Genomic DNA, 19,579 nt, shown 5'->3' on the forward strand with positions numbered 1-19,579 from the left:
ATGGGCCTTAAGAATGCACTGGGCATGCCCACCCAGAGCCAACACAACAAAGCCCAGACTCAGAAGCTGTCTAGCCCCGTGAATCCCGGCCGGATTTGTCACCGGGGACTGTCTCAGTCCGGGACAGCGGGAAAGACCAACTTCACCGTCGTGCCAGAAGCAGGACTGACCGAATGGTGCACAGAGGACACTTCCACCTGACCACCGAACAACTGCATGTATTCCGCAATCAGCGAAGTGCCAAAACCAGTTCCCTCTTCATTGCTGGTGCCTTTGTGCGAAAACAGTTTATTTCTTTTAAACAACAAACCGACTTCATTCGGATGTATCCCCGTACCCTGATCGCGGATTTCAAGCACCACGCAGTCATCCTGCTTCTGTGCCAACAGGCGTATTTCCCGCCCCGGTTCACAGAACTTGATGCTGTTGGAAAGAACATTGGAAAGCACCTGATTGATCAGCGCCGAACGGTCGGCGCGCACACAAAGATCGTTAGCAATTGCAACTTCGATCAGCAGTTCTTTTTCTTCAATCTGCCAGGAATAGTGGTTCACGGCCTCCCAACATGCCGAGGCCAGCTCGACCCGTTGCATTTCGGCGTTCTGCTTGAACACGTGATAGACTTCTTCCTGCCGGACAGATTTCAGAATTTGATTGAGTTTGTTGGTGGAACTGTTGATGCGGTCCAGATGCGCATCCGCGGCCTGGGCACTGACATGATCCTTGAGCATTTCTGAGTGATACAAAAGACCTGAAACCGTGTTCGCCACGTCATGGGACAGCACTCGCACCAGCCGGTGATAGCGCTCTTTGTCCTCGGCCGCCTGCTGGGCCTGACGCTTTTCTTCATCCAGCACGCGAATTTTGTAAGCCAGGCCCAAAGACAGCACAATCATCTCGCCGAGATTTGCCAGCAACAGCGAATACTGGGTGTAGATGTTGCCGGTGATGAAACCGTGAATCGAGGCAAACCAGATAAAGGTTCCGATCAACACCACCAGCCAGCTCAGCAGGAAATAAGACGCCAGCCTGTGACCATAGCGGATCAAAGAATAGAAGCCGCAGAAGATAAAAAACAGAATTCCCGCACCGATCGAAATGTCGATCAGATATCCCAGGAAAAAGAGCTCCCGGTATGTCGGCGCAAACAGACTTCCCACCATGGTCACCACCGACAAGGCGGCAAACAGGCGAAGCCCCCAATAACCGACCGTGAACTCTTTCTTGATGCTGAGGAATCTTTCAACAAAAAGACTGGCCGAAAAAAGACTGACCGAAGAAAAGAACATCAGATAGTTGGAAAAAACAAACTTGCTGTTCGGAAGCAGATAGCTGTCAAAGACCCCGTGCAGAACCAGGGCCGTCACCCCGAAACTGGCCGCGAAGAATGAATAGCTCAGATGATCTTTTTGCGTGGTGAACAGCCCCAGCAAAAGATTGTAGACCACCAGCGAAAAGATTCCGCCCAGATAGAAGTAAAAAATTGTGCGGGAAAGATCGTCCTGATGTTCCAGATCTGACGGGTCCGCCAAAAAGACCCGGGTGTTCAATGCGTGGTGCGAATCTCGTTTGATAAAATAGGTCGCGGATTCCTGGGGAGCCAGCTCGATGGGGAAAGCGCCGAAGCGGCTTTGAACGGCCCGTTCTGCCATCGGCAACCCGGGGCCAGAGGACCGCTGGCCAGGCTCGCCCTGCTTTTGCAGATACAAACGCCCCATCAGAGGGGCATCGAAATAGAGCACTTTGGATTGAACAGAGTCCTGATCATTGTGCAAAGAAATCTTAAACCACTGATCCAGTTCCGTGTAACCTCGCGCCAGCTCTTTGGCGCCGGCTCGATTAAAAACCACCGAGGCCGCAGTCTCGACGCTGGCGGCGGCCTCGCCCATTTCAACCTGGCTGGTGATATCCATCACGGCCGCCTGGGCCTGGAAGGCAATTAGAATAAGAAACGTACAAAAGAAACGAATGGCTGGCTCCAAATTATGTCAATTGACGCTAGTTTAGCTGTAATGACGAAATAGCAGCCAAGGATTGCAAGTTCAAGCTAAGCCTCAGTTAAGACTATTACAATCCAGCCACACTAAGACGACGCGTGCTTGTAGCTGCGATACTTCGGATACCAGTAGTTCTTATCGATCAACGACAAAAGCTCTTCATCAGAAACTTTCACCGCCACCTCGTCGGCCTGAGCCGCCTTCGCCACGGCAAAAGCGATGGTGCGAGAAACCTTTTCGATCTGAGAAAGCTCTGGCAGCAAAGCCCCTTTGCCATTTTGAGCCAGCGGAGAACAATCCGCCAAAGCACTGCTGGCCGCCATCAACATCGAGTCCGTCACACGACGAGCCCCGCAGGCCAAAACCCCCAGACCGATCCCCGGGAAGATGTACGAGTTATTACATTGGGCAATCGGGTAAATCTGGTCATTCATATGCACCGGCATGAACGGACTGCCCGTGGCCACCAAAGCTTTGCCGTCCGTCCAGCGCAGAATATCCGCCGGCGTGGCCTCCACACGCGAAGTCGGGTTAGACAGCGGCATCACAATCGGATGCTCGCAGTGGCTTTGCATGGTGCGGATGACTTCTTCGGTGAACAGACCCGGCTGTGCCGAAACACCGATCAGAATTGTCGGTTTGGCATTACGAACTGTGTCCAGCAAAGAGATTTCGTCGTTCGTAACTTCCCACCCGGCCAGGGTTTCAGTCTTTTGCACCAAAGGGCTTTGGAACTCGAGCAGATTAGGCATCTTGTCGGTCAAAAGACCGAACCGATCCACCATGAACACCCGCTGACGGGCCTGTTCATCACTGAGTCCTTCATGCTTCATTTCGGCGATGATCTGTTCGGCGATTCCACAACCCGCAGAACCCGCCCCCAGGAAGACCACGCGCTGATCGCGCAGACGGCCCCCGTTGGCGCGGCTGGCAGCAATCAGACACCCCACCGTCACGGCAGCGGTGCCTTGAATGTCGTCGTTAAAGCTGCAAATTTCATCACGATAGCGCTTCAGAATCGGCGAAGCGTTTTTCTGGGCGAAGTCCTCAAACTGCAACAGCACATCCGGCCAGCGGCGTTTCACTGCCTGCACGAAAGCATCGACAAAGTCCTCGTACTCTTTTCCCGTGATGCGCGGCTGACGCCAGCCCATATAAAGCGGATCATTGAGCAAAGCCTGATTGTTCGTGCCCACATCCAGCACCACCGGCAGCGTGTACGCCGGACTGATACCACCGCACGCGGTGTACAACGAAAGCTTTCCGATAGGAATACCCATACCACCGATTCCCTGATCACCCAGACCCAGGATGCGCTCACCATCGGTCACAACGATGACTTTGACTTTTTGTTTGGTCACGTTGCGCAGCATTTCGTCGATACGGTCCTTGTTCGGATAAGAGATGAACAGACCACGCGAAGCGCGATAGATTTCTGAGAAATGTTCGCAGGCTTCACCCACCACCGGCGTGTAGATGATCGGCATCATCTCAGTCAGGTGATTCACCACCAGGTGATAGAACAAGGTCTCATTGGTGTCCTGCAGGTTGCGCAGATAAACGTGTTTGTCGATGTCGGCTTTCAGCAGACGATACTGGGAATACACACGCTCGGCCTGCTCTTCGATGGTTTCAATGGTCTGAGGCACCAGACCGTGCAGATTTAAATGCGTGCGTTCCTCTTCGGAAAAGGCACTGCCTTTGTTCAGCAAAGACATCTCCAACAAAACAGTTCCAGAGTACGGAATATAAACAGGGCGCGCGTATTTATTGTCGGTTTCCACGAATAATCCTCAAGTAAAGGAAGGGTCGTTATGAGCATGAACCTACTCCTAGCCCGCGCCATAAGCAAGCGGTGGCCCGTGCATAATTTACCCAGTGAAATTCGTAAAAAGGCGCCGGCGGCCCTTGCCAAACCGCAGCCAGAGGACTATGCATGGGTCCATGATAAAAAGCCTTCTGTTGTCGCTATTAAGCCTGTTGTTTTCAGTTCAAAGTTTTGCGGCAGTGTTGCATTTTTACAGCAATCCCCGCGTGCCACAGCCTCTGTTCCACGTAACGCTGGAATATAAATCCTATGTGTACGAAGCCGACACCCGCGCCGGCGGCCGCCGCGTCCCGGCCCATCACCTGCCCGCCGGTCACATCCGCGTTGAAATACCCGATGAGCTGGTCAATGAACAGGCCCTGCTGGGGCAACTGGGACTGCCTTTTGATTATCAGTTTGTCTGGGACAATCAAAAGACCTATTGTTCAAAGCTGGTGGGAATTGCCCTGAACATGAAGCCCCTGCCAATGAGTTTCGCCGGGACCCACTATGTAAAATACTATCCGGACTGGATCCATCGCAATGACCCGGGCATTTCCCCGGATCAGATTCTGGAGTTCGGCCTGGAGCACGGGCGGCAGATTTACCCGCAATAGCTTCAAAACAGGACAGTTCCATTATTGCAACAATCAGTTGCAAATATGTCTCCTTACGCAACAATCCCAGCCATGGCAGGATGAGTCCATCACGAACACTCATCCCCTTGAAGGAGGATTTTATGACTGCAAGCAAATGGAACATCGACCCCATGCACTCCAGCGCCAACTTCACCATCAAACACATGATGATTGCGAAAGTTCACGGCGGCTTTGAAAAACTCTCTGGCAGCCTGAACCTGGATTCATCGGACATCACCAAGTCTTCGATTGAGGCTGTGATTGATGCCGCCAGTATCAACACCCGTGAAGCCCAGCGCGACACGCACTTAAAAAGTGCTGACTTCTTTGATGTTGAAAAATATCCGACCCTGAATTTCAGATCCACGAAAGTGGAAAAAGATGGCGATGACCTGAAAGTCACCGGAGACTTGACCATTCATGGCATCACCAAAGAAGTGGTTCTGGCCGTGGAAGGCCCGACGGCTGAAATGAAAGACCCCTATGGAAATATCAAAATCGGAATTTCTGCGACGACCAAAATCAAACGCAAGGATTTCGGCCTGAGCTGGAATGCGGCTTTGGAAGCCGGCGGTGTGCTGGTCGGTGACGATGTCAGCATCTCGTTGGATGTGCAGTTCGCGAAACAGGTTTAGTTGATTAAAGAATCTGGGGCCTTTAAGCCAGATTGCGCTTCAGGGCCCAGACGCTGATTTCAACGGCGTTTGAAAGATTCAATTTTCGCATCACATTGGTTTTGTGAGTTTTGATGGTGTGTTCAGAACACTCCAGGCACGCCGCCACTTCTTTGTTGGTTTTTCCTTGTGCGATCATGCGCACCACTTCCAGCTCGCGCGGAGTCAGCACATTCGTCAGGCGGGGCTCCCCCATTACTTTTTCAAGTGCCGGGCAAACATAGTCTTTGTCTTCAAGCAGAGACTTCACCGCGTCTTCCAGAACATCCATGGCAGAAACTTTGGACAGCATCACCTTCACACCCAGGCGTTGATATTGCGCCAGAGTTTCAGCGTCCTCGCACTGAGTGACCAGCATGAACTTCAGATCCGGACGAGCCGAAGCGGCCATCGTCAAAAGCTCCAGTCCGGATTGCCCGGGCAGCAGATGATCCAGCACCACATAGTTCACATCCAGGCTTTTCAGATTCTGCATGGCTGAGCCTACGGTGGAGGCTTCTCCCAGACACTGGATCTTTGCAGACAACGACGTCAACGCCACACGCATCCCCTGACGGGTCACCGGATGGTCATCAACAATAAAAAACGATACGGGATTTTGAAGAGTGTTCTCTAGTGTGCTCATGTCTTTACCAACTATTCTCTGCTCAGAGTAACAGGTCAACCAAATAACGGCAATTGTACACGGACCAGAGTCCCTTCTCCCTCTGCGGATTCTATGCTGAGCACACCCCCCATTTGGGTGATAAAGTCCTTCGTGAAGTGAAGACCGATTCCAAAACCACCACCTGCTGCCATCGATGGAGCTTTGGAACTAAACAATTCGTCGATCAGTTCCTGGGACATGCCAAGGCCATAATCCTGAATACTCAGCTCTACGTGGCGCTCGAGCATCCGGCCGGTGACATGCACCACTCCTTCACGAGGGCTGAAGCGAATGGCATTTGAAAGAATATTGCGAACAACCGCTTCCAGCACTTTGCCAGAACCGGACAGAAGAATTTCGTGCGCAGGAAGTGCCGTGTGCAGCTGGATATTCTTCTGCAGAAGCTGCGGCGACAACTGCTCGATGGCGGCCTTCACCCGGCCTTTGAAGTCGATGCCACGCTGACTTTCATCCTCGTGACTCCAGGCCAGCACATCCCGCAAAAGTCCCATCGAAGATTTGTTGGCGTCATGAATCCTCTGCAAAGACTCGACAGAGGATTGATCTTCACTTTTTCGCATTTGTCCAATGACCCCGGTCAGCAGCATCTGCACTCCGGAAAGCGAACCGGTCAGGTCATGGGAAAGAACCGTCTGCACCTTGCGGCTGAAACGGGTCATTTGAAGAATCTGCGCATTCAGCTCCCGCAGAGTGCGATTGCTTTCCTCCAGATCCGTCACATCCATCAACACATAGATTTTGGCGGTTTCAGGGCCCTTTTTCTTTAATTGCACCTTGTGCTCAGCAATGCGGAAAGTGCGACCGGCATAGGCAAAGGACTCTGCACAGTCAATAATCTCCTGAATCACCGGAATCTGACTGGCACGCTGGCCAATGTCATCTTCGCTCAACTCAAGGATCTTTTTAGCCGCCTGGTTGCAGTCCCAAAATTCACCATGGGTGTTTAGAACAATCACCGGATTGGGCAAATGATCAAACACACTTCTTTGCGCCAGAGTGCTGATTTCAAGAACATCCCCGCGCGCCACCGCATAGTTCAAAGCCAGCATGGAAGGCCAGATCCCTGCCACCGTCAACTGCATGAACTGCGGCTGCAGTTTGAACACTGTCTGCCCAAGGATTTCGGCTCCCACCGGAACTAGACTTGCCAGGAACATCACAAATGCGTGCCAGCGTCGCGGGCCTTTCTGGGTGGCCATCACCCAGAAATAAACTCCGTACAAGGCAAAAATCCAAAAGAACGAATACATCAGATTGGCTTTTTGCAGCGGACTTCGTTCAAAGATAGGAAGCCCCTGAAAACCATCCACCAAGCGGAAGTTAAAGAAGATCCATTCTTTCGCAAAAGGAAAGCCCATCATCGAAAGGGCATTGGCGACAATCACCACCGCCGGGAACAGATAAAGCACCCCATACCAACGGCGCACTTTTCCCCAAAGCTTGGGAAGGAAAATGGCCGTCCCCACCAGAGCCCAGGTCGCACACAGCGGTGGCAAAATCAGCTGCCGCATGTGAGTCAGGAAAATTTTAACAGACATATCATCAATCACCAGAACAGTGATGACGGAAAAAGCCCACACTGCATAGGTCACCTGAATACTCAGGATCAGGCGATGCAACAGCTGACGGCGATAGGGCCAAAGAAAACAGCTTAAGACCGTACAAACCGAGAACGACAGCATCAATGAAAGAAAAACCAGAAGAAACACCATGTTTAAAAATTCTAACCACGGGGCCCTGTGGGGGCAATTTCATTGACAGCTGACGCTGGGGGCCTAATGAGCCCCGCGACGGACTTTAAGATCCTTGATTATTTCTTGAGAGGATCTGGTGTCAGGCCGCTCCGTGCGAACGCCCCGCTGGCTTTCCAGAGGTTTGGTCCCGATCAGCTGCGAGATGAATTGGGACGTTCGGGCCACTGTATTGAAAATCGCCACCGGATTTTTATTCGGTGAACCTGCCAGCTCCGTGTCCTTGGCCAACATCCCCGCTGCCGAGCCCACGGCATAGATCGGCAGTTTCTCGCCGCCCGCATCAGCATACTGGCGAGCCAATACAGTCTCGGACAGACTCAGTTCTTTCAACGGGCCCAGGACGTCCACCAGTTCGGGACTCTTCACCACATTGGACAGCAGCTGGCCATTCAAATTTGTATACCCCGTGGAATCAATGATCATGTCGCCTTCAGCCTGGCTCACGATATTGTTTTTTGCATCCCGCACTGTCACCAGATAGCGGCCATTTTTAAGAAGCTCCACCTTTTCAACGTGACCAGGCAAACCTGAAACGCGGTTCTTCTGGTACTGGGGCACGATCATATCCACATAACGATCCCAGCCGTTCTGACTTTGGATGTATTCTTCCGCTGTACGGAAAGTATTGCCGATCCAATGAATCTTGAAATCTTCTTGAGTTTTAACATGAGGATTCAAAAGTCCTTCAATAGCGATGCGGGACCCATCTCCATTTCCAATAATGATCAGATCGCGCGGCATGTGCACCCCCTGCTTCTGCAGACGGCTTTCGCGCAAGGAAACCAGGAAAGCATCGGTGCTCATGATCGGGCGCAGGACTGCTGGCTCTGCCTGGTGTAGCTTTTGATATTCAGCGAAGGCCGTCTGATAGGAAGTGTCTTTAACCTTGGTGCCAACTTCGCCAAGGCCTGTTCCCAGGATTACGTTTTTGGCGCGCAGAGTGACACCCTGATCGGTCACCACTTCTATCATCACCTTGCCATCAACCAAGACCTTGTTTGCGGCAACCACGGTGGTTTCAAGCATCACGGGAACTTTTGAGACATACTGCTGGCTTTGAATGTGGGTCGCCAGCTGGGTCGAATGCGCATAAGTCTGCGAGGTCAGATGCGACAGACTGCCCACTCCTCCCGGGAAGTCATGCATGGACAGCCGATGAGCTTCGATACTGTTGATGTAAAAATCTTTTTCGGCAAAGGTCTTTGCCACCAGATCTGTTTTTTCAACCACCAGGGACTTCAAGTTGGTTTTTCCCAGCACCAAAGAAGCCGCAGCACACTGTGGGCCGGCGCCCAGGCACAAAACATCCAGTTCAATGGTTTTGCCTTTGAATTCCTTTTTTAGTGCCGTCGACTGACGGGTCATTTCCTGCATCAGGAATTCTGACACCTTCAGACTTTCCTTCTGTTCTTTGGCGACACGTTTTAAGGTCGCTGGGTCCTGTGGGAAGGGCTTGCCGCCACTTTCCTTCCAGACACTCGGCGCAAACACAGACTCACAGGTCAGTGCGGCCTGCGCTGCGGGCACCACCAGCATCAGCGAAATCAACAGGGATAAAAAACGTGTCTTGCTCACGGGAACCTCAAAAGCCAACGGGCAAAATCGCCCGAAGCCCTTAAAGCAACCGCTATGCCACCTCAACAACCATCTGAACTCGTCCAGAAGACACGCAACTGTTCAAGGTTTTTACAGCAGGCCCGTTTTCAGCCGAAGATCCGCCCGGCAAACAGAAGCCTTGCCGTCCTGAAGAAGCTGCCGCTGACTGCGGTCCACTGGTTATTTTCCTGAGTCACGTCAGCATTCAAGGTCAGAACCCCCGAGGGCATTCCAATCTGCACTTCATTTGAAATACCATTGGCCAGCTGACTGACCACGGTTCCGGGAATCTTCGCAGCCACCGCGGCACACAGTGACACCGTCAAAGGCAAAGCCTTGTGTGGCTGTCCGCTGGCAATCACCCGCATCGAGAAATTCATCTGGTCTGAGACCGGCGCACTGACCAGGGCGAGATAGGGAATGGCGATTGAATTTTTCGCTGCTTCCAGATCCGGCGCAATGCCCATTTCAACCGAACCCCGTCGGCGGATCAGATCCAGTTTTTCCAGCAGATCCACCGAGGCCTCCAATTGCGCTGGCGTTTCTGCCCCTGTCAGTCCCACATCTTGAGCCCGCACAAAGACACACGGATTTGCAGCATCCAGCAAAGAGACTTCGATGGATTCTGATTCGGAAATTTTCAAAGTGTCGCGCACACTCCCCGTGGGCAGCAGCTTCCCGGTCACGGCACCTCCGGGATGCTGGAACTCCAGGCGCACCGGGGCCGCCGTCCCGCTGACTCCGGGAATGGCAAAGTCACCTTCAAAAACCACCTCGCCGTCTTTCACGGGGAAATAGGAATGAATGACTTTGGAGGTGTTGGTATTAAAGATCCGCACACACGCCTCGCTGCCCGATGGTTTCACCCAGCCGGCCATCACCGCAAAGGGACCCACCGCCGAACTGACATTGCCACAATTGCCTTTGTAATCCACCTTGGCCTCGGTCACCGACACTTGGGCAAAGGTGTAGTCCACATCGGCCTCTTCACGTTCCGAAGGCGAAAGCACACAGACTTTGGACAGCGAAGAAATTCCGCCGCCCATGCCATCAAGTTGGCGACCGTGACTGTCCGGGCTTCCCATGCAGGAAAGGAAAATCTCATTCCAGAGCGCGGGATCCGAAGGCAGGTCGTCTTTTTTGAACACGACCACACGACTGGTGCCGCCTCGCATGTAAACTGCCGGGAAAGATCGCTGTGCCATTCATACGCTCCTTGGAAATACCTTAAGAACCCCGACCATCATCCAGTGATCTGACTTATGCCAGCAGGGAGTCCTGCCGAAAAGACTCCCATGGGTAAGATCATTTTGCCACTTCTTTTGCTGTTCTGTCAGGCGGGCTTTGCCGCTGATGATCTGTCGTCCTTTGCGGCTAACCTGGACACCACTTTGCGCTATCTGAACAACCGCGAAAGTGTGCCGTGCAAAACCGAAAAACCCACTCAAGCCAAGGTGACCACGGCGACCCTACAGGGTGACAAGGCCACTGTGATGAGTGAAGCCGATGCACAAAAATTGTTCAGCGAACTTAAATCCCAGGGCGACATTCCTTTCGAGTTTTCCATCGCCGGATGTGAAGAGCGCGCCCATGAAATGTCGCGCCTGATGCTGCTAAAAGGTATCACACCACTGAAGGTCTTTGCGTCGGTGAACGAAGATGAATCCCCCCGCCTGCGCCGCCCGAACCCCACCAAGAACGGCATGACGGTTGACTGGAAGTACCATGTGGCCCCGGTGGTGCTGGTTAAAAAAGGCTCGGAACTGGTGCCCTACGTGATGGACCCGTCTTTGGAAAAAAAAGCCGTGCCGGTTTCCGAATGGCAGGCCACCATGACCCGGCATAATCCCAAAATGAAGGTGAACCTGAAATTCACTCCGGCGGCGACTTACAACGACGCCGGCACCATTCGTGTGAACTTCAAAGACAATGATTTCAACAAATCCGTTCAGGGCACTTTGAAAGAATACAAAGTGCGCAGCAAGGACGTCGATGGCGAGGACAACCTGTGGTTTGAACTCATGCGCAACGAAGAGCGCATGATGATGATCGACGAAGGTTACTAATGCAGTGACCGATCACTTTGCGGATGACTGCTCAGTTCCACCAGACTGCGAATCAACTGGGGCACGGCAAAGGGTTTTCCCATAAAGGAATCAAACCCCTCCCCCAGGGCCTTGGCTTGGCTGCCCTTGTCCACAAACGCCGTCAGGGCCATCATCGGCACCTGCCGGGAAAAATGCGTTTCCCCGGCGCGTATTCTGTGCACGAATGAAAAGCCATCTTCCCCGGGCATACTAAGATCACAGACAATAAGATCGAACGCGCCCTCAAAGCGCAGGGCCTCTTCCACCGAGTCCGCCGCCACAACATCGGCACCATTGATTCTTAAAACAGTCTCCATGACCTGGAGTGAGTCTTTATCATCATCGACCACAAGGATGTGAGCTCCCAGCAAAGGCTTCATGTTACGCTGTGGCGGCGCCGGCACAGGCTCTTTGACAATCTCGCCTTGTTTGCTTAGTGCCGGAATCGAAAAGGAAAACTCAGAGCCTTTTCCTAGGCCCGCGCTGTGGGCGACAATCGTCCCCTGGTGCGCCTCAACCAGATGCCGGGAAATGGAAAGCCCCAGTCCCAGCCCGCCAAACTTTCGTGTGGTGGATCCATCAGCCTGACGAAATCTTTCAAACGCCCGAGGAATGAACTCAGCATCCATCCCCACACCTTCGTCTTTCACCGACACAGTAAAACTGGGGCCCTGGCGCAGAACCGCCACTTCAATGCGGCTTTGGGCGTGTGAAAACTTAATGGCATTGATCAGCAGGTTATTGACGATTTGTTTCAAACGTTCAAAGTCCCCTTGGATCATCGCCGTGGTCACACCTTTGGCGATCTCAATGTGTATTTCTTTTTTATCCGCCATCAGTCGAACCGCATCCACGGCCTGAGTGACCACGTCGACCAGATCCACCGGTTTCTTTTCCATGTGAAAACGCCCCAGCAGAATGCGTGAAGAATCCAACAGATCCTCGATAATGCGGGTCTGATTACGCGCATTTCGTTCGATGGTCTCAAGTCCCAGGCGGGCGTCCTTGTCCCCCGGACTTGCCTCCAGCAGAATTTCGGCCCAACCCATAATCGAATTCAAAGGCGTGCGCAGTTCGTGGGACACTGTCATCAGGAATTCATCTTTGGAACGATTGGCTTCTTTCAGTTCTTCGATGCGTTTTTGCAGATCGTTGTAGTTGTTCAGGTTCTCGATACTGACTGACACAGAGTCTGCAAGCGCCCGCAACAGCTCACGCTGTTCATCGGTGGGAAGCCTTTGATCCTTCCAGTAAGTGCCAATGGCTCCGATGGGGTCTTCGCGACGAATCGGCGTCATCATCAGGCTTTTCACAAAGGTCGGACGATAGGCGTCCAAAGGCACCCGCGGATCACGATAAATGTCTTCGATAATGACCGTTTCTTTGTGCAGCACGGCCCAGCCGGAAACGCAGGACTCCAGCGGGAAACGCTGTCCCTTCCATAAAGGACTGATGGCATCTTCGTCGGCATAAAAGCAGAAATCCCCGTCCTTTAAAACAAAGGTGGCACCGTCGGCATCGGCAATCTCCCGAGCTGCTGTGCGCACCAACTTTGTGATTTCATCTAAAGACCGGGCTGCAGACAGGTTCTGAATGACCTCCACCAGCTTTCTGACTCCACCATCATACGACATGAAACCTCCGAACAAGTGCAGGTTTCAGACTATGTGGGTTCAAAAAATTGTCCATCAAAGACAATCTTGAGAATCTTGAAGATGTAAACAAACAAAAAACTAGCTATCAAAAGCCCGTTGTAATCAAGAAGCTTTAACACCCACCTGGACAATCGTGGGCCGCAGAATCCTTTGGACATCCTGCGGTTTCAAGGAAACCAGAAATCCTCGCTTGCCACCGTTGATGTAAATAATATCCAGATCCAAAATGGTTTTTTCCATATACACAGGCATCTCGCGCTTGGTTCCGAAGGGCGAAGTGCCTCCCACCTGATAACCCGAATGACGGTCCGCCACTTCAGGTTTGCAGGGTGAAATCGTCTTTACGCCCAGCTCGCGCGCCAGTTGTTTGGTAGAGACCTGCAGATCCCCGTGCATCAGAACGACCAGGGGTTCCTTCTTTTCATTTTCCATGATCAGAGTTTTGATAACATGATGCTCGGGCACGCCAAGCTCTTTTGAGGAATGAGCAGTTCCACCTTTTTCTTCATAAGGAAAAAGATGTCCGGTGTACTGCACCTGATGTTTTTGCAGTTCACGAATAGCCAGAGTCACGGGGAATTTATCTTTGTCGCTCATGGGGTTAGTGTAACCCCGAAGGTCCGCTCAAATCATTCATTTTTCAGGCACAGATGACTCATTAAGTCCCCGGCGACATCCAGCCGGCGCTCTTTGCCATACATGCTTGCGACGTGATCAAAGACCTCCTGGTTCTTGGTGACCGGATAAATCTCGGTGCCTTCCCGATAGGTCGGCGTGTAGGAAGCCCCAAAGATTTTCACCCGCCCGGCGGTTCGGGCCAGCCCCAGGTACACCACCAGACCGGTTTTTCGCGCCAACCCCGCCTGTCCTGCCACGAAATTCCCCAAAGAGTACGCCACCAGAGTTTCACGGCCATCCTTGGTGACATATTTTTCCCACGGTTGCAGCACATGAGGATGAGATCCCAGGATCGCCGTCACCCCGGCCTCCAAATAACGTCTGGCAAAAGCTTTCTGCCGGGAATCCGGGGAATGTTTGTATTCCTGTCCCCAGTGCGGCAGCAGAATCAGCGCATCAACACTGGAATCTGACGTGATGTTTTTAATGAGCTCCACCATCTTGTCCGGATTCTTATAACAAAACAGCACCTGGTCTTTGCTGTCTTTGTGGCCGTTGCTCATTTCCGTGCAGCCCAAAAAAGCCACGCGGAAACCACCGATGGAGGCAATATGATGAAAAGCCCCGCTGCGCTCTGATGACATGCGAATGCCCACTGTGGGAATTCCCACATTCCGCGCGGCGCGGATGGTTTTATCAATTCCCAGCCAGCTGCGGTCCAACGAATGATTGTTAGCCACGGTCAGAAGATCATAACCCGAACGATAAAGATCCGACAAAATGCGCGGATGATAATTGAAGGAAAAGTTCGAGCCTGAATACACCACCTCGTCATAGATGAAACCGACATCACCGTGATCCTTGCCACGCTTGTCGACCCCCAAGGCGGCGGGCCCTTCCAGATTCCCGACACTGAAATGAGCTTTGGACATCAGTGGATCCGTACGCCGCCAGATCTGGTTGAAGTGCTGGGTGCCGTTCACCACCGCCCGGTACAAAGCCTCATGAACAAGAATGTCACCAACAAAGGACAGACCGATGCGCTCCTGACCGTCCTGACACTCGGTTTGAAAGCGCACCTGAGGGGCTGCCAAAGCCTGAGAGGTTTGAATGAAAAATAATGAAAACAATAAAAGAATCAGATGATGTCTTTGCATAGACACCACTTTTTACCGATTTCTTTAATGAAGCAAAAGAGCGCTGCCGGTGCTGAAGAAATACAGCGCTGGCAACGGGCAGTACACTAAAGCTGGGATCTGCCTTTCGCCATCTTCTGCGCGTACTTGAAAAACGGATTGTCAGAGCCCAGCTTCTTTTCCAGGAAAGCTTCGGCCTTTTGTGGATCGAGGGACTGAGACTGCAACCACAAGTCTTCAAAAAGATTTTGCGCCGCTGCCATGTTCAAAGAAGGAAAGCTGGAATCCTGCACTTCACCATAGCCCACCAGAAACAGATAGCTCCATAACGGCTTCATCGCCCGGTTGTAATGGCTTTCCATCAATTTTCCCTGCCAACCCAGATTTTCCTTGATCACCTTGGTCGACTGCGGCGAATCCAGCAGAAAACTGTCCAAAGCCTCCTGGCTGGAGCGCGGCAGCTGGATGCGCCCCTGCGAGCTTCCCAGATACGCCAGCATGTTCAGAAAAACTTCCTTCGAAAAAAAAGTCGCGCGGTTGCGGAACCACTTGGCATAAATGACCTCTTCACTGCGCGAAAGCTCTTCACGCAGAACCCACATCTCCGCCACGCGGTTGTCACCATCCTGGTCCCACTCCCAGCGCATTTTGGTGCGCGGGTAAAGTTCGGACCACAGGCTGGCGGGTTCTTTGCGATTTTCCAGCGGATACACCAGCAGGCATCCCCGCTGGTTGATTGCCTTCACCATCTGCGTTTTCTTCTTTTTTGAACTCATGGGGAAATTCTAGTCTGCACCTTGCAGAGGCGCAACCCTCTGAGCAGCGGAAAGTTTAATTGGCGGATTCGTCTTCTTCGCTGTCAAACTTCAGATCCAGAAAGTCCAGAAGTGAAGCATCGGCTGCCTTGGGAATGGCGGGAGCCACGCGATTCAAAATGCGGCGCTGACGACCGACAACATAGTTAGAGGGGCGATCAATTCTAAAACGACGCGGGTTCGGAAGTACCGCAGCAATCAAAGACGCCTGATAGGGATTCAGATTCTTGGCGCTGCGCTTGAAATACTTTTGCGATGCTGCCTCGACCCCGTAAACCCCCGGGCCCAGCTCGATCACATTCAGATAAACTTCCATGATGCGCTCTTTGGGCCAGGTTGATTCAATCAGGATGGTGAAGTAGGCCTCAAGACCTTTGCGAACCCAATCACGCTGGGGCCACAAAAACACGTTCTTTGCGGTCTGCTGGGTGATGGTGCTGGCCCCTTTTTTCCGTTTGTGGGTCTTGTTGTACTTCATCGCCTTTTCAATGGCGTCAAAGTCAAAGCCGTTGTGCTCAAAGAAACGATAGTCCTCGGCTTTCAGCACAGCCTTTTGCACGGAGGGGGCAATCTCTTCCAACGGCACCCAGTCCTTGTGAATGCCGACAAATTCTTCCCCCCACACCGAACTGACCGAACGAATTACCATCAAAGGTGTCAGCGGCACCGGTACGAAGCGATAAAGCAAAACGAATCCCAGACTGCTCACAAAAAAGAGCAGAACAGCTTTCACGATCCATTTTCTAAGAGTTTGCCAACGACTGCGCATGTTTTTACAAAAGACCTGGTTGAACCACCTCAATCCAATATTGATCCGGATCTTTGACAAAAGCGATGTTTTTCATACCACCCTCGCCCAGACGTTTTTGGAAATTCACACCCAGGGATTCAAAGCGCGCACAGGCCTGTTGAATATCCGGGACTGAAATACAGATATGGCCAAACCCGCGAGGCTCGGTATTGCCATTGTGGTACGGGGTGGTTTCCTGTTCTTCGGTGCCCCAGTTATGGGTCAGTTCCAGAACAGCCTCCCGACCAAAGGCATAACGGGCATTGGCTTCATTTTCAGTGGGAACATCGGTGCCTTCCGGAACATAAGCCAGGAAGTACAAAGAAAACTTCCATTCCGCAAAATCCAGTTTGCGCACCAGCTTCATCCCCAAAACGCGGGTGTAGAAATCCAACGAGGCTTTAGGATCTTTGATTCTAAGCATGGTGTGGTTGAATACATACTTCTGTGTTTCTTTGTCGGGGCTCACGCACACCCCAGGGATGTTTGACATGGAATTCTCCTAACCGTGGCCTATTCATAACATGCTTTTGACAACAGTACAAAAAGGCATTTGGTAGAGGGTAAATAGGTATAGATTGTTTCCCCTCTGGAACACCGATAAAATGGGTTTATGTTCCAACGACTTTTAAAAAACTGGGCTGTTCAGATCTTTCTTATTTTTGTTCTGTACTATTTGACAGGACGCCTGGGACTTTTGTTGGCGCTTCCACCCGGTTATGCGTCATTGGTTTGGCCCCCATTTGGTATCAGCATCGCGGCCCTGTTGCTTTTAGGAATCAATCGCTGGCCCGGAGTTCTGATTGGGGCCTTCCTGGTCAACGCCCGCCACATGGAAAGTATTTCAAATCTGCTGCTGCCCCTGGGGATCTCCATGGGCAATACAATTTCAGTGATTGTCGCGGCCCTGCTAATCCGACGATTTCTCCATTTCCCCAAACGCTTCTATCTTGAACGCGAAGTGATTCTGTTTTTGTTTCTGGCCGGTCCCGTCGCCGCCCTGCTTAGCGCCAGCGCCGGCGTGGGACTGCTCTATCTGAACGATGTGGTGTCGCAGAAAAACGCCTCGATGAACTGGATCTACTGGTTCGTCGGCGATGCCATTGGCGGGCTGATCTTTGCCCCGCTGGCCCTGATGTTCTCTACCCAGTCACGCCGCTACTGGCTTAAATCCGTCACCAAGGTTCTGGTCCCGGTGTGTGTGGCCTTTGCACTGATTCTTTCGGCTTCCCAGTATTTGACTCTGTCAGAGCAAGAAAAACAATCCGCGGAGTTCACCCGCAAGGCCGAGTTCACCTTCAACGTTCTGGAAAAAGATTTTAACGGCAACATCGATATGCTGGAGTCCTTAAAAAGCTTCTTTGACAGCTCAACATCTGTGACCCGTCAGGAGTTCCGGGACTTTTCAAGCACCCTGCACTCTCGCCGCCCCGAGGTTCAGGCTTTGGCTTGGATACCCTATAACCAGGACAAACCAGAAACTTTGCGCATCGAATACATCGAACCACTTCCCACCAACAGTCAGGTTCTGGGAACTGACTTTGGCACCCATCCCGACCGCCAGGCCCTGCTGAAAAAAGCCCTGGAAAAAAGACGCCTGATCACCTCCGGCCCCATGAATCTGCGCGAGTTCTATCCCCAGGCCCGCGGCATCTTTTTGCTTCTGGCCATTGGACGCCCCGAAGGAGTGCTGCTGGAGGTTCTTCGCCTGGATGGAATTTTACGGGATCTGACCGGTGTGCTGAACGATCCCAGCTATCGGGTGCTGATCGAGGATGTCACGCAAACCTCCAACCGGGAACTGATGGTGGATACATTAAGCGGCGGCCGCGACTTCCACGCTGACTTCAGATGGAGTTCCCACCTGGAGATCGGCGACCGCCTTTGGGAGGTCACCATCCAGCAGGACACGTCCCTGCGCCAGGGCTCGGCGTTCAATACCGCGGTGTTTTTGCTGACATCGCTGGTGTTCGTCTTTCTGATTTGCACACTGCTGCTGACCATCGCCAACCGGATTATCACGGTGGAAGAAATCGTGGATGAAAAAACCCAGCATCTGATTGATCTGAACGTGCAACTGAAAAAAGCGTCAGAAACCAAGTCCGAATTCCTGGCCAACATGAGCCACGAAATCCGCACTCCGCTGAATGTGATCGTCGGCATGTCCGATCTGCTGGAAGAATCCCCGCTGAACGAAGACCAGAAACACTATGTGGATATTTCAAAAAAGGCCGGTCACAACCTTTTAAGCATTATCAATGACATTCTGGACATATCCAAGATCGAGGCCGGCCTGCTGACGCTGGAAAAGACTGAAGTCGATCTGCACAGCCTGGTCAACGATATCACCGAGATGTTTGAGCTGAAGGCCCGGGAGAAAAATCTGGAGCTGTCCGTCTATCTGAGCGAAGACACGCACAGCATTTTCATGGGGGACCCGACCCGCATTCGCCAGGTGCTTTCCAACCTGATCAGCAACTCTTTAAAGTTCACCACCGATGGCTCGATCCGGGTGGAGGTGATGAAGAACCAGACAGAAATGGAAGGCAATCTGATCTTCCACGTCAGCGACACCGGTATTGGCATTCCGCGCGACAAGATCCCGCAGCTGTTTCAGCCGTTCACTCAAGCCGACTCCACCATCACCCGCAAGTTCGGCGGCACCGGACTGGGACTTTCCATCTCCAAGCGTCTTGTTAAGATGATGAACGGAGACATCACCGTTGAAAGTGAACTGCACCGCGGAAGCCGCTTTTCCTTCAGTCTGAATCTGCCATGGCTGCGGGACGTGCCGGCGGAAGGTGAACACACCGCCGAAGAAATCAGCCAGGTTCCAACCGGCCCTGCAGCAGAGCAGGAGCCCCTGTCCATTCTTATTGTTGATGACACGGAAGACAACCGTCTGCTGATCAAGGCGTACCTGAAAAACACTCCCCACCAGATCAGCGAGGCCTGCAATGGACGCCAGGCATTGGAACTGGCACAAAAGCAGCGCTTTGATCTTATATTGATGGATATGCAGATGCCAGTGATGGATGGTTTTACTGCCACCCAGAAGATCCGCAAATGGGAACAAGACCACCAGCGACCTGCTTCCACAATCTGGGCCCTCACTGCCTTTGCACTGAAAAATGAAATTGATCGCAGTCTTTCGGTCGGTTGCAATCTGCACCTGATCAAACCCCTGCGCAAAGCCGATCTGTTAAATCATATTCAAAAACTGAGCGAAGAACGACACCAGCATCGCTAGTGCGTCACGACAACGGTGGAGCCATGCTGCCACCGCCAACGCTGGCCCGACCCTTGCTATATGGATTCCCAGGTGACCGATGTCACCAGTTTCCG

The 19,579-nt window shown here is 52.3% G+C and carries 16 protein-coding genes; 4 read left to right on the forward strand and 12 right to left on the reverse strand.

Annotated features, from left to right (window positions below):
• Positions 1–113 precede the first annotated feature (113 nt).
• Together BD_RS12965 and BD_RS12970 are read right to left on the reverse strand one after the other, a co-directional pair.
• On the reverse strand, positions 114–1,913 hold the full coding sequence (locus BD_RS12965) for a sensor histidine kinase (RefSeq protein WP_231839177.1): 1,800 nt from the start codon (positions 1,911–1,913) through the stop codon (positions 114–116).
• A 170-nt stretch (positions 1,914–2,083) separates the two neighbouring features.
• On the reverse strand, positions 2,084–3,781 hold the full coding sequence (locus tag BD_RS12970; protein WP_011165219.1) for an NAD-dependent malic enzyme: 1,698 nt from the start codon (positions 3,779–3,781) through the stop codon (positions 2,084–2,086).
• 160 nt (positions 3,782–3,941) lie between these two features.
• Between BD_RS12970 and BD_RS12975 the strand changes: the two genes are divergently transcribed.
• On the forward strand, positions 3,942–4,421 hold the full coding sequence (locus BD_RS12975; RefSeq protein WP_144313866.1) for a C40 family peptidase: 480 nt from the start codon (positions 3,942–3,944) through the stop codon (positions 4,419–4,421).
• 122 nt (positions 4,422–4,543) lie between these two features.
• Positions 4,544–5,077: a YceI family protein gene (locus BD_RS12980; RefSeq protein WP_011165221.1), complete on the forward strand. Its 534-nt coding sequence runs from the start codon at positions 4,544–4,546 to the stop codon at positions 5,075–5,077.
• Positions 5,078–5,099: 22 nt separating this feature from the next.
• Here BD_RS12980 and BD_RS12985 read toward each other — a convergent pair whose 3' ends face one another.
• The 4 genes from BD_RS12985 to BD_RS13000 form a co-directional block, all read right to left on the reverse strand.
• Positions 5,100–5,741, reverse strand: coding sequence for a response regulator transcription factor (locus tag BD_RS12985; RefSeq protein WP_226987818.1), 642 nt, complete (start codon positions 5,739–5,741; stop codon positions 5,100–5,102).
• Positions 5,742–5,776: 35 nt separating this feature from the next.
• On the reverse strand, positions 5,777–7,495 hold the full coding sequence (locus BD_RS12990) for an ATP-binding protein (protein ID WP_011165223.1): 1,719 nt from the start codon (positions 7,493–7,495) through the stop codon (positions 5,777–5,779).
• Positions 7,496–7,558: 63 nt separating this feature from the next.
• Positions 7,559–9,112, reverse strand: a complete 1,554-nt coding sequence (locus BD_RS12995) for a hypothetical protein (RefSeq protein WP_231839178.1) — start codon at positions 9,110–9,112, stop codon at positions 7,559–7,561.
• A 128-nt stretch (positions 9,113–9,240) separates the two neighbouring features.
• Positions 9,241–10,338 (reverse strand): 2-methylaconitate cis-trans isomerase PrpF family protein, encoded by a 1,098-nt coding sequence (locus BD_RS13000; protein ID WP_011165225.1) that lies wholly within the window; start codon positions 10,336–10,338, stop codon positions 9,241–9,243.
• A gap of 90 nt (positions 10,339–10,428) precedes the next feature.
• On the opposite strand from BD_RS13000, the gene BD_RS13005 reads away from it, so the two are divergent.
• Complete coding sequence (locus tag BD_RS13005; protein WP_144313867.1) at positions 10,429–11,199, forward strand: protein-glutamine glutaminase family protein; 771 nt, start codon at positions 10,429–10,431, stop codon at positions 11,197–11,199.
• Here BD_RS13005 and BD_RS13010 read toward each other — a convergent pair.
• The 6 genes from BD_RS13010 to gloA form a co-directional block, all read right to left on the reverse strand.
• A complete protein-coding gene (locus BD_RS13010) occupies positions 11,196–12,854 on the reverse strand; it encodes an ATP-binding protein (RefSeq protein WP_041583601.1) in 1,659 nt (552 codons plus the stop codon). The genes BD_RS13005 and BD_RS13010 overlap by 4 nt on opposite strands.
• Positions 12,855–12,977: 123 nt before the next feature.
• Positions 12,978–13,472, reverse strand: coding sequence for a Cys-tRNA(Pro) deacylase (gene ybaK, locus BD_RS13015; RefSeq protein ID WP_011165228.1), 495 nt, complete (start codon positions 13,470–13,472; stop codon positions 12,978–12,980).
• Positions 13,473–13,504: 32 nt separating this feature from the next.
• On the reverse strand, positions 13,505–14,650 hold the full coding sequence (locus tag BD_RS13020) for a CapA family protein (RefSeq protein WP_041583602.1): 1,146 nt from the start codon (positions 14,648–14,650) through the stop codon (positions 13,505–13,507).
• Between the two features lie 86 nt (positions 14,651–14,736).
• On the reverse strand, positions 14,737–15,405 hold the full coding sequence (locus tag BD_RS13025; RefSeq protein ID WP_011165230.1) for an AlkZ-related protein: 669 nt from the start codon (positions 15,403–15,405) through the stop codon (positions 14,737–14,739).
• Positions 15,406–15,460: 55 nt separating this feature from the next.
• Positions 15,461–16,213, reverse strand: a complete 753-nt coding sequence (gene mtgA / locus BD_RS13030) for a monofunctional biosynthetic peptidoglycan transglycosylase (protein WP_011165231.1) — start codon at positions 16,211–16,213, stop codon at positions 15,461–15,463.
• A 4-nt stretch (positions 16,214–16,217) separates the two neighbouring features.
• Positions 16,218–16,727: a lactoylglutathione lyase gene (gene gloA, locus BD_RS13035; RefSeq protein ID WP_011165232.1), complete on the reverse strand. Its 510-nt coding sequence runs from the start codon at positions 16,725–16,727 to the stop codon at positions 16,218–16,220.
• A gap of 120 nt (positions 16,728–16,847) precedes the next feature.
• On the opposite strand from gloA, the gene BD_RS13040 reads away from it, so the two are divergent.
• Entirely contained in the window at positions 16,848–19,484 is a 2,637-nt protein-coding gene (locus BD_RS13040) for an ATP-binding protein (RefSeq protein WP_011165233.1), read from the forward strand.
• The last annotated feature ends 95 nt before the right edge of the window (positions 19,485–19,579 follow it).

It is taken from the genome of Bdellovibrio bacteriovorus HD100 (assembly GCF_000196175.1).
Taxonomy (GTDB): domain Bacteria; phylum Bdellovibrionota; class Bdellovibrionia; order Bdellovibrionales; family Bdellovibrionaceae; genus Bdellovibrio; species Bdellovibrio bacteriovorus.

Excerpts from the sequence above, each read along its gene's own strand:
- BD_RS12965 (WP_231839177.1), bottom strand. The coding sequence starts at position 1,913 with ATGGATATCACCAGCCAGGTTGAAATGGGCGAGGCCGCCGCCAGCGTC.
- BD_RS12975 (WP_144313866.1), top strand. The coding sequence starts at position 3,942 with ATGATAAAAAGCCTTCTGTTGTCGCTATTAAGCCTGTTGTTTTCAGTT.
- BD_RS12980 (WP_011165221.1), top strand. The coding sequence starts at position 4,544 with ATGACTGCAAGCAAATGGAACATCGACCCCATGCACTCCAGCGCCAAC.
- BD_RS12985 (WP_226987818.1), bottom strand. The coding sequence starts at position 5,741 with ATGAGCACACTAGAGAACACTCTTCAAAATCCCGTATCGTTTTTTATT.
- BD_RS12990 (WP_011165223.1), bottom strand. The coding sequence starts at position 7,495 with ATGGTGTTTCTTCTGGTTTTTCTTTCATTGATGCTGTCGTTCTCGGTT.
- BD_RS13000 (WP_011165225.1), bottom strand. The coding sequence starts at position 10,338 with ATGGCACAGCGATCTTTCCCGGCAGTTTACATGCGAGGCGGCACCAGT.
- BD_RS13005 (WP_144313867.1), top strand. The coding sequence starts at position 10,429 with ATGGGTAAGATCATTTTGCCACTTCTTTTGCTGTTCTGTCAGGCGGGC.
- BD_RS13010 (WP_041583601.1), bottom strand. The coding sequence starts at position 12,854 with ATGTCGTATGATGGTGGAGTCAGAAAGCTGGTGGAGGTCATTCAGAAC.
- ybaK (WP_011165228.1), bottom strand. The coding sequence starts at position 13,472 with ATGAGCGACAAAGATAAATTCCCCGTGACTCTGGCTATTCGTGAACTG.
- BD_RS13020 (WP_041583602.1), bottom strand. The coding sequence starts at position 14,650 with ATGCAAAGACATCATCTGATTCTTTTATTGTTTTCATTATTTTTCATT.
- BD_RS13025 (WP_011165230.1), bottom strand. The coding sequence starts at position 15,405 with ATGAGTTCAAAAAAGAAGAAAACGCAGATGGTGAAGGCAATCAACCAG.
- mtgA (WP_011165231.1), bottom strand. The coding sequence starts at position 16,213 with ATGCGCAGTCGTTGGCAAACTCTTAGAAAATGGATCGTGAAAGCTGTT.
- gloA (WP_011165232.1), bottom strand. The coding sequence starts at position 16,727 with ATGTCAAACATCCCTGGGGTGTGCGTGAGCCCCGACAAAGAAACACAG.
- BD_RS13040 (WP_011165233.1), top strand. The coding sequence starts at position 16,848 with ATGTTCCAACGACTTTTAAAAAACTGGGCTGTTCAGATCTTTCTTATT.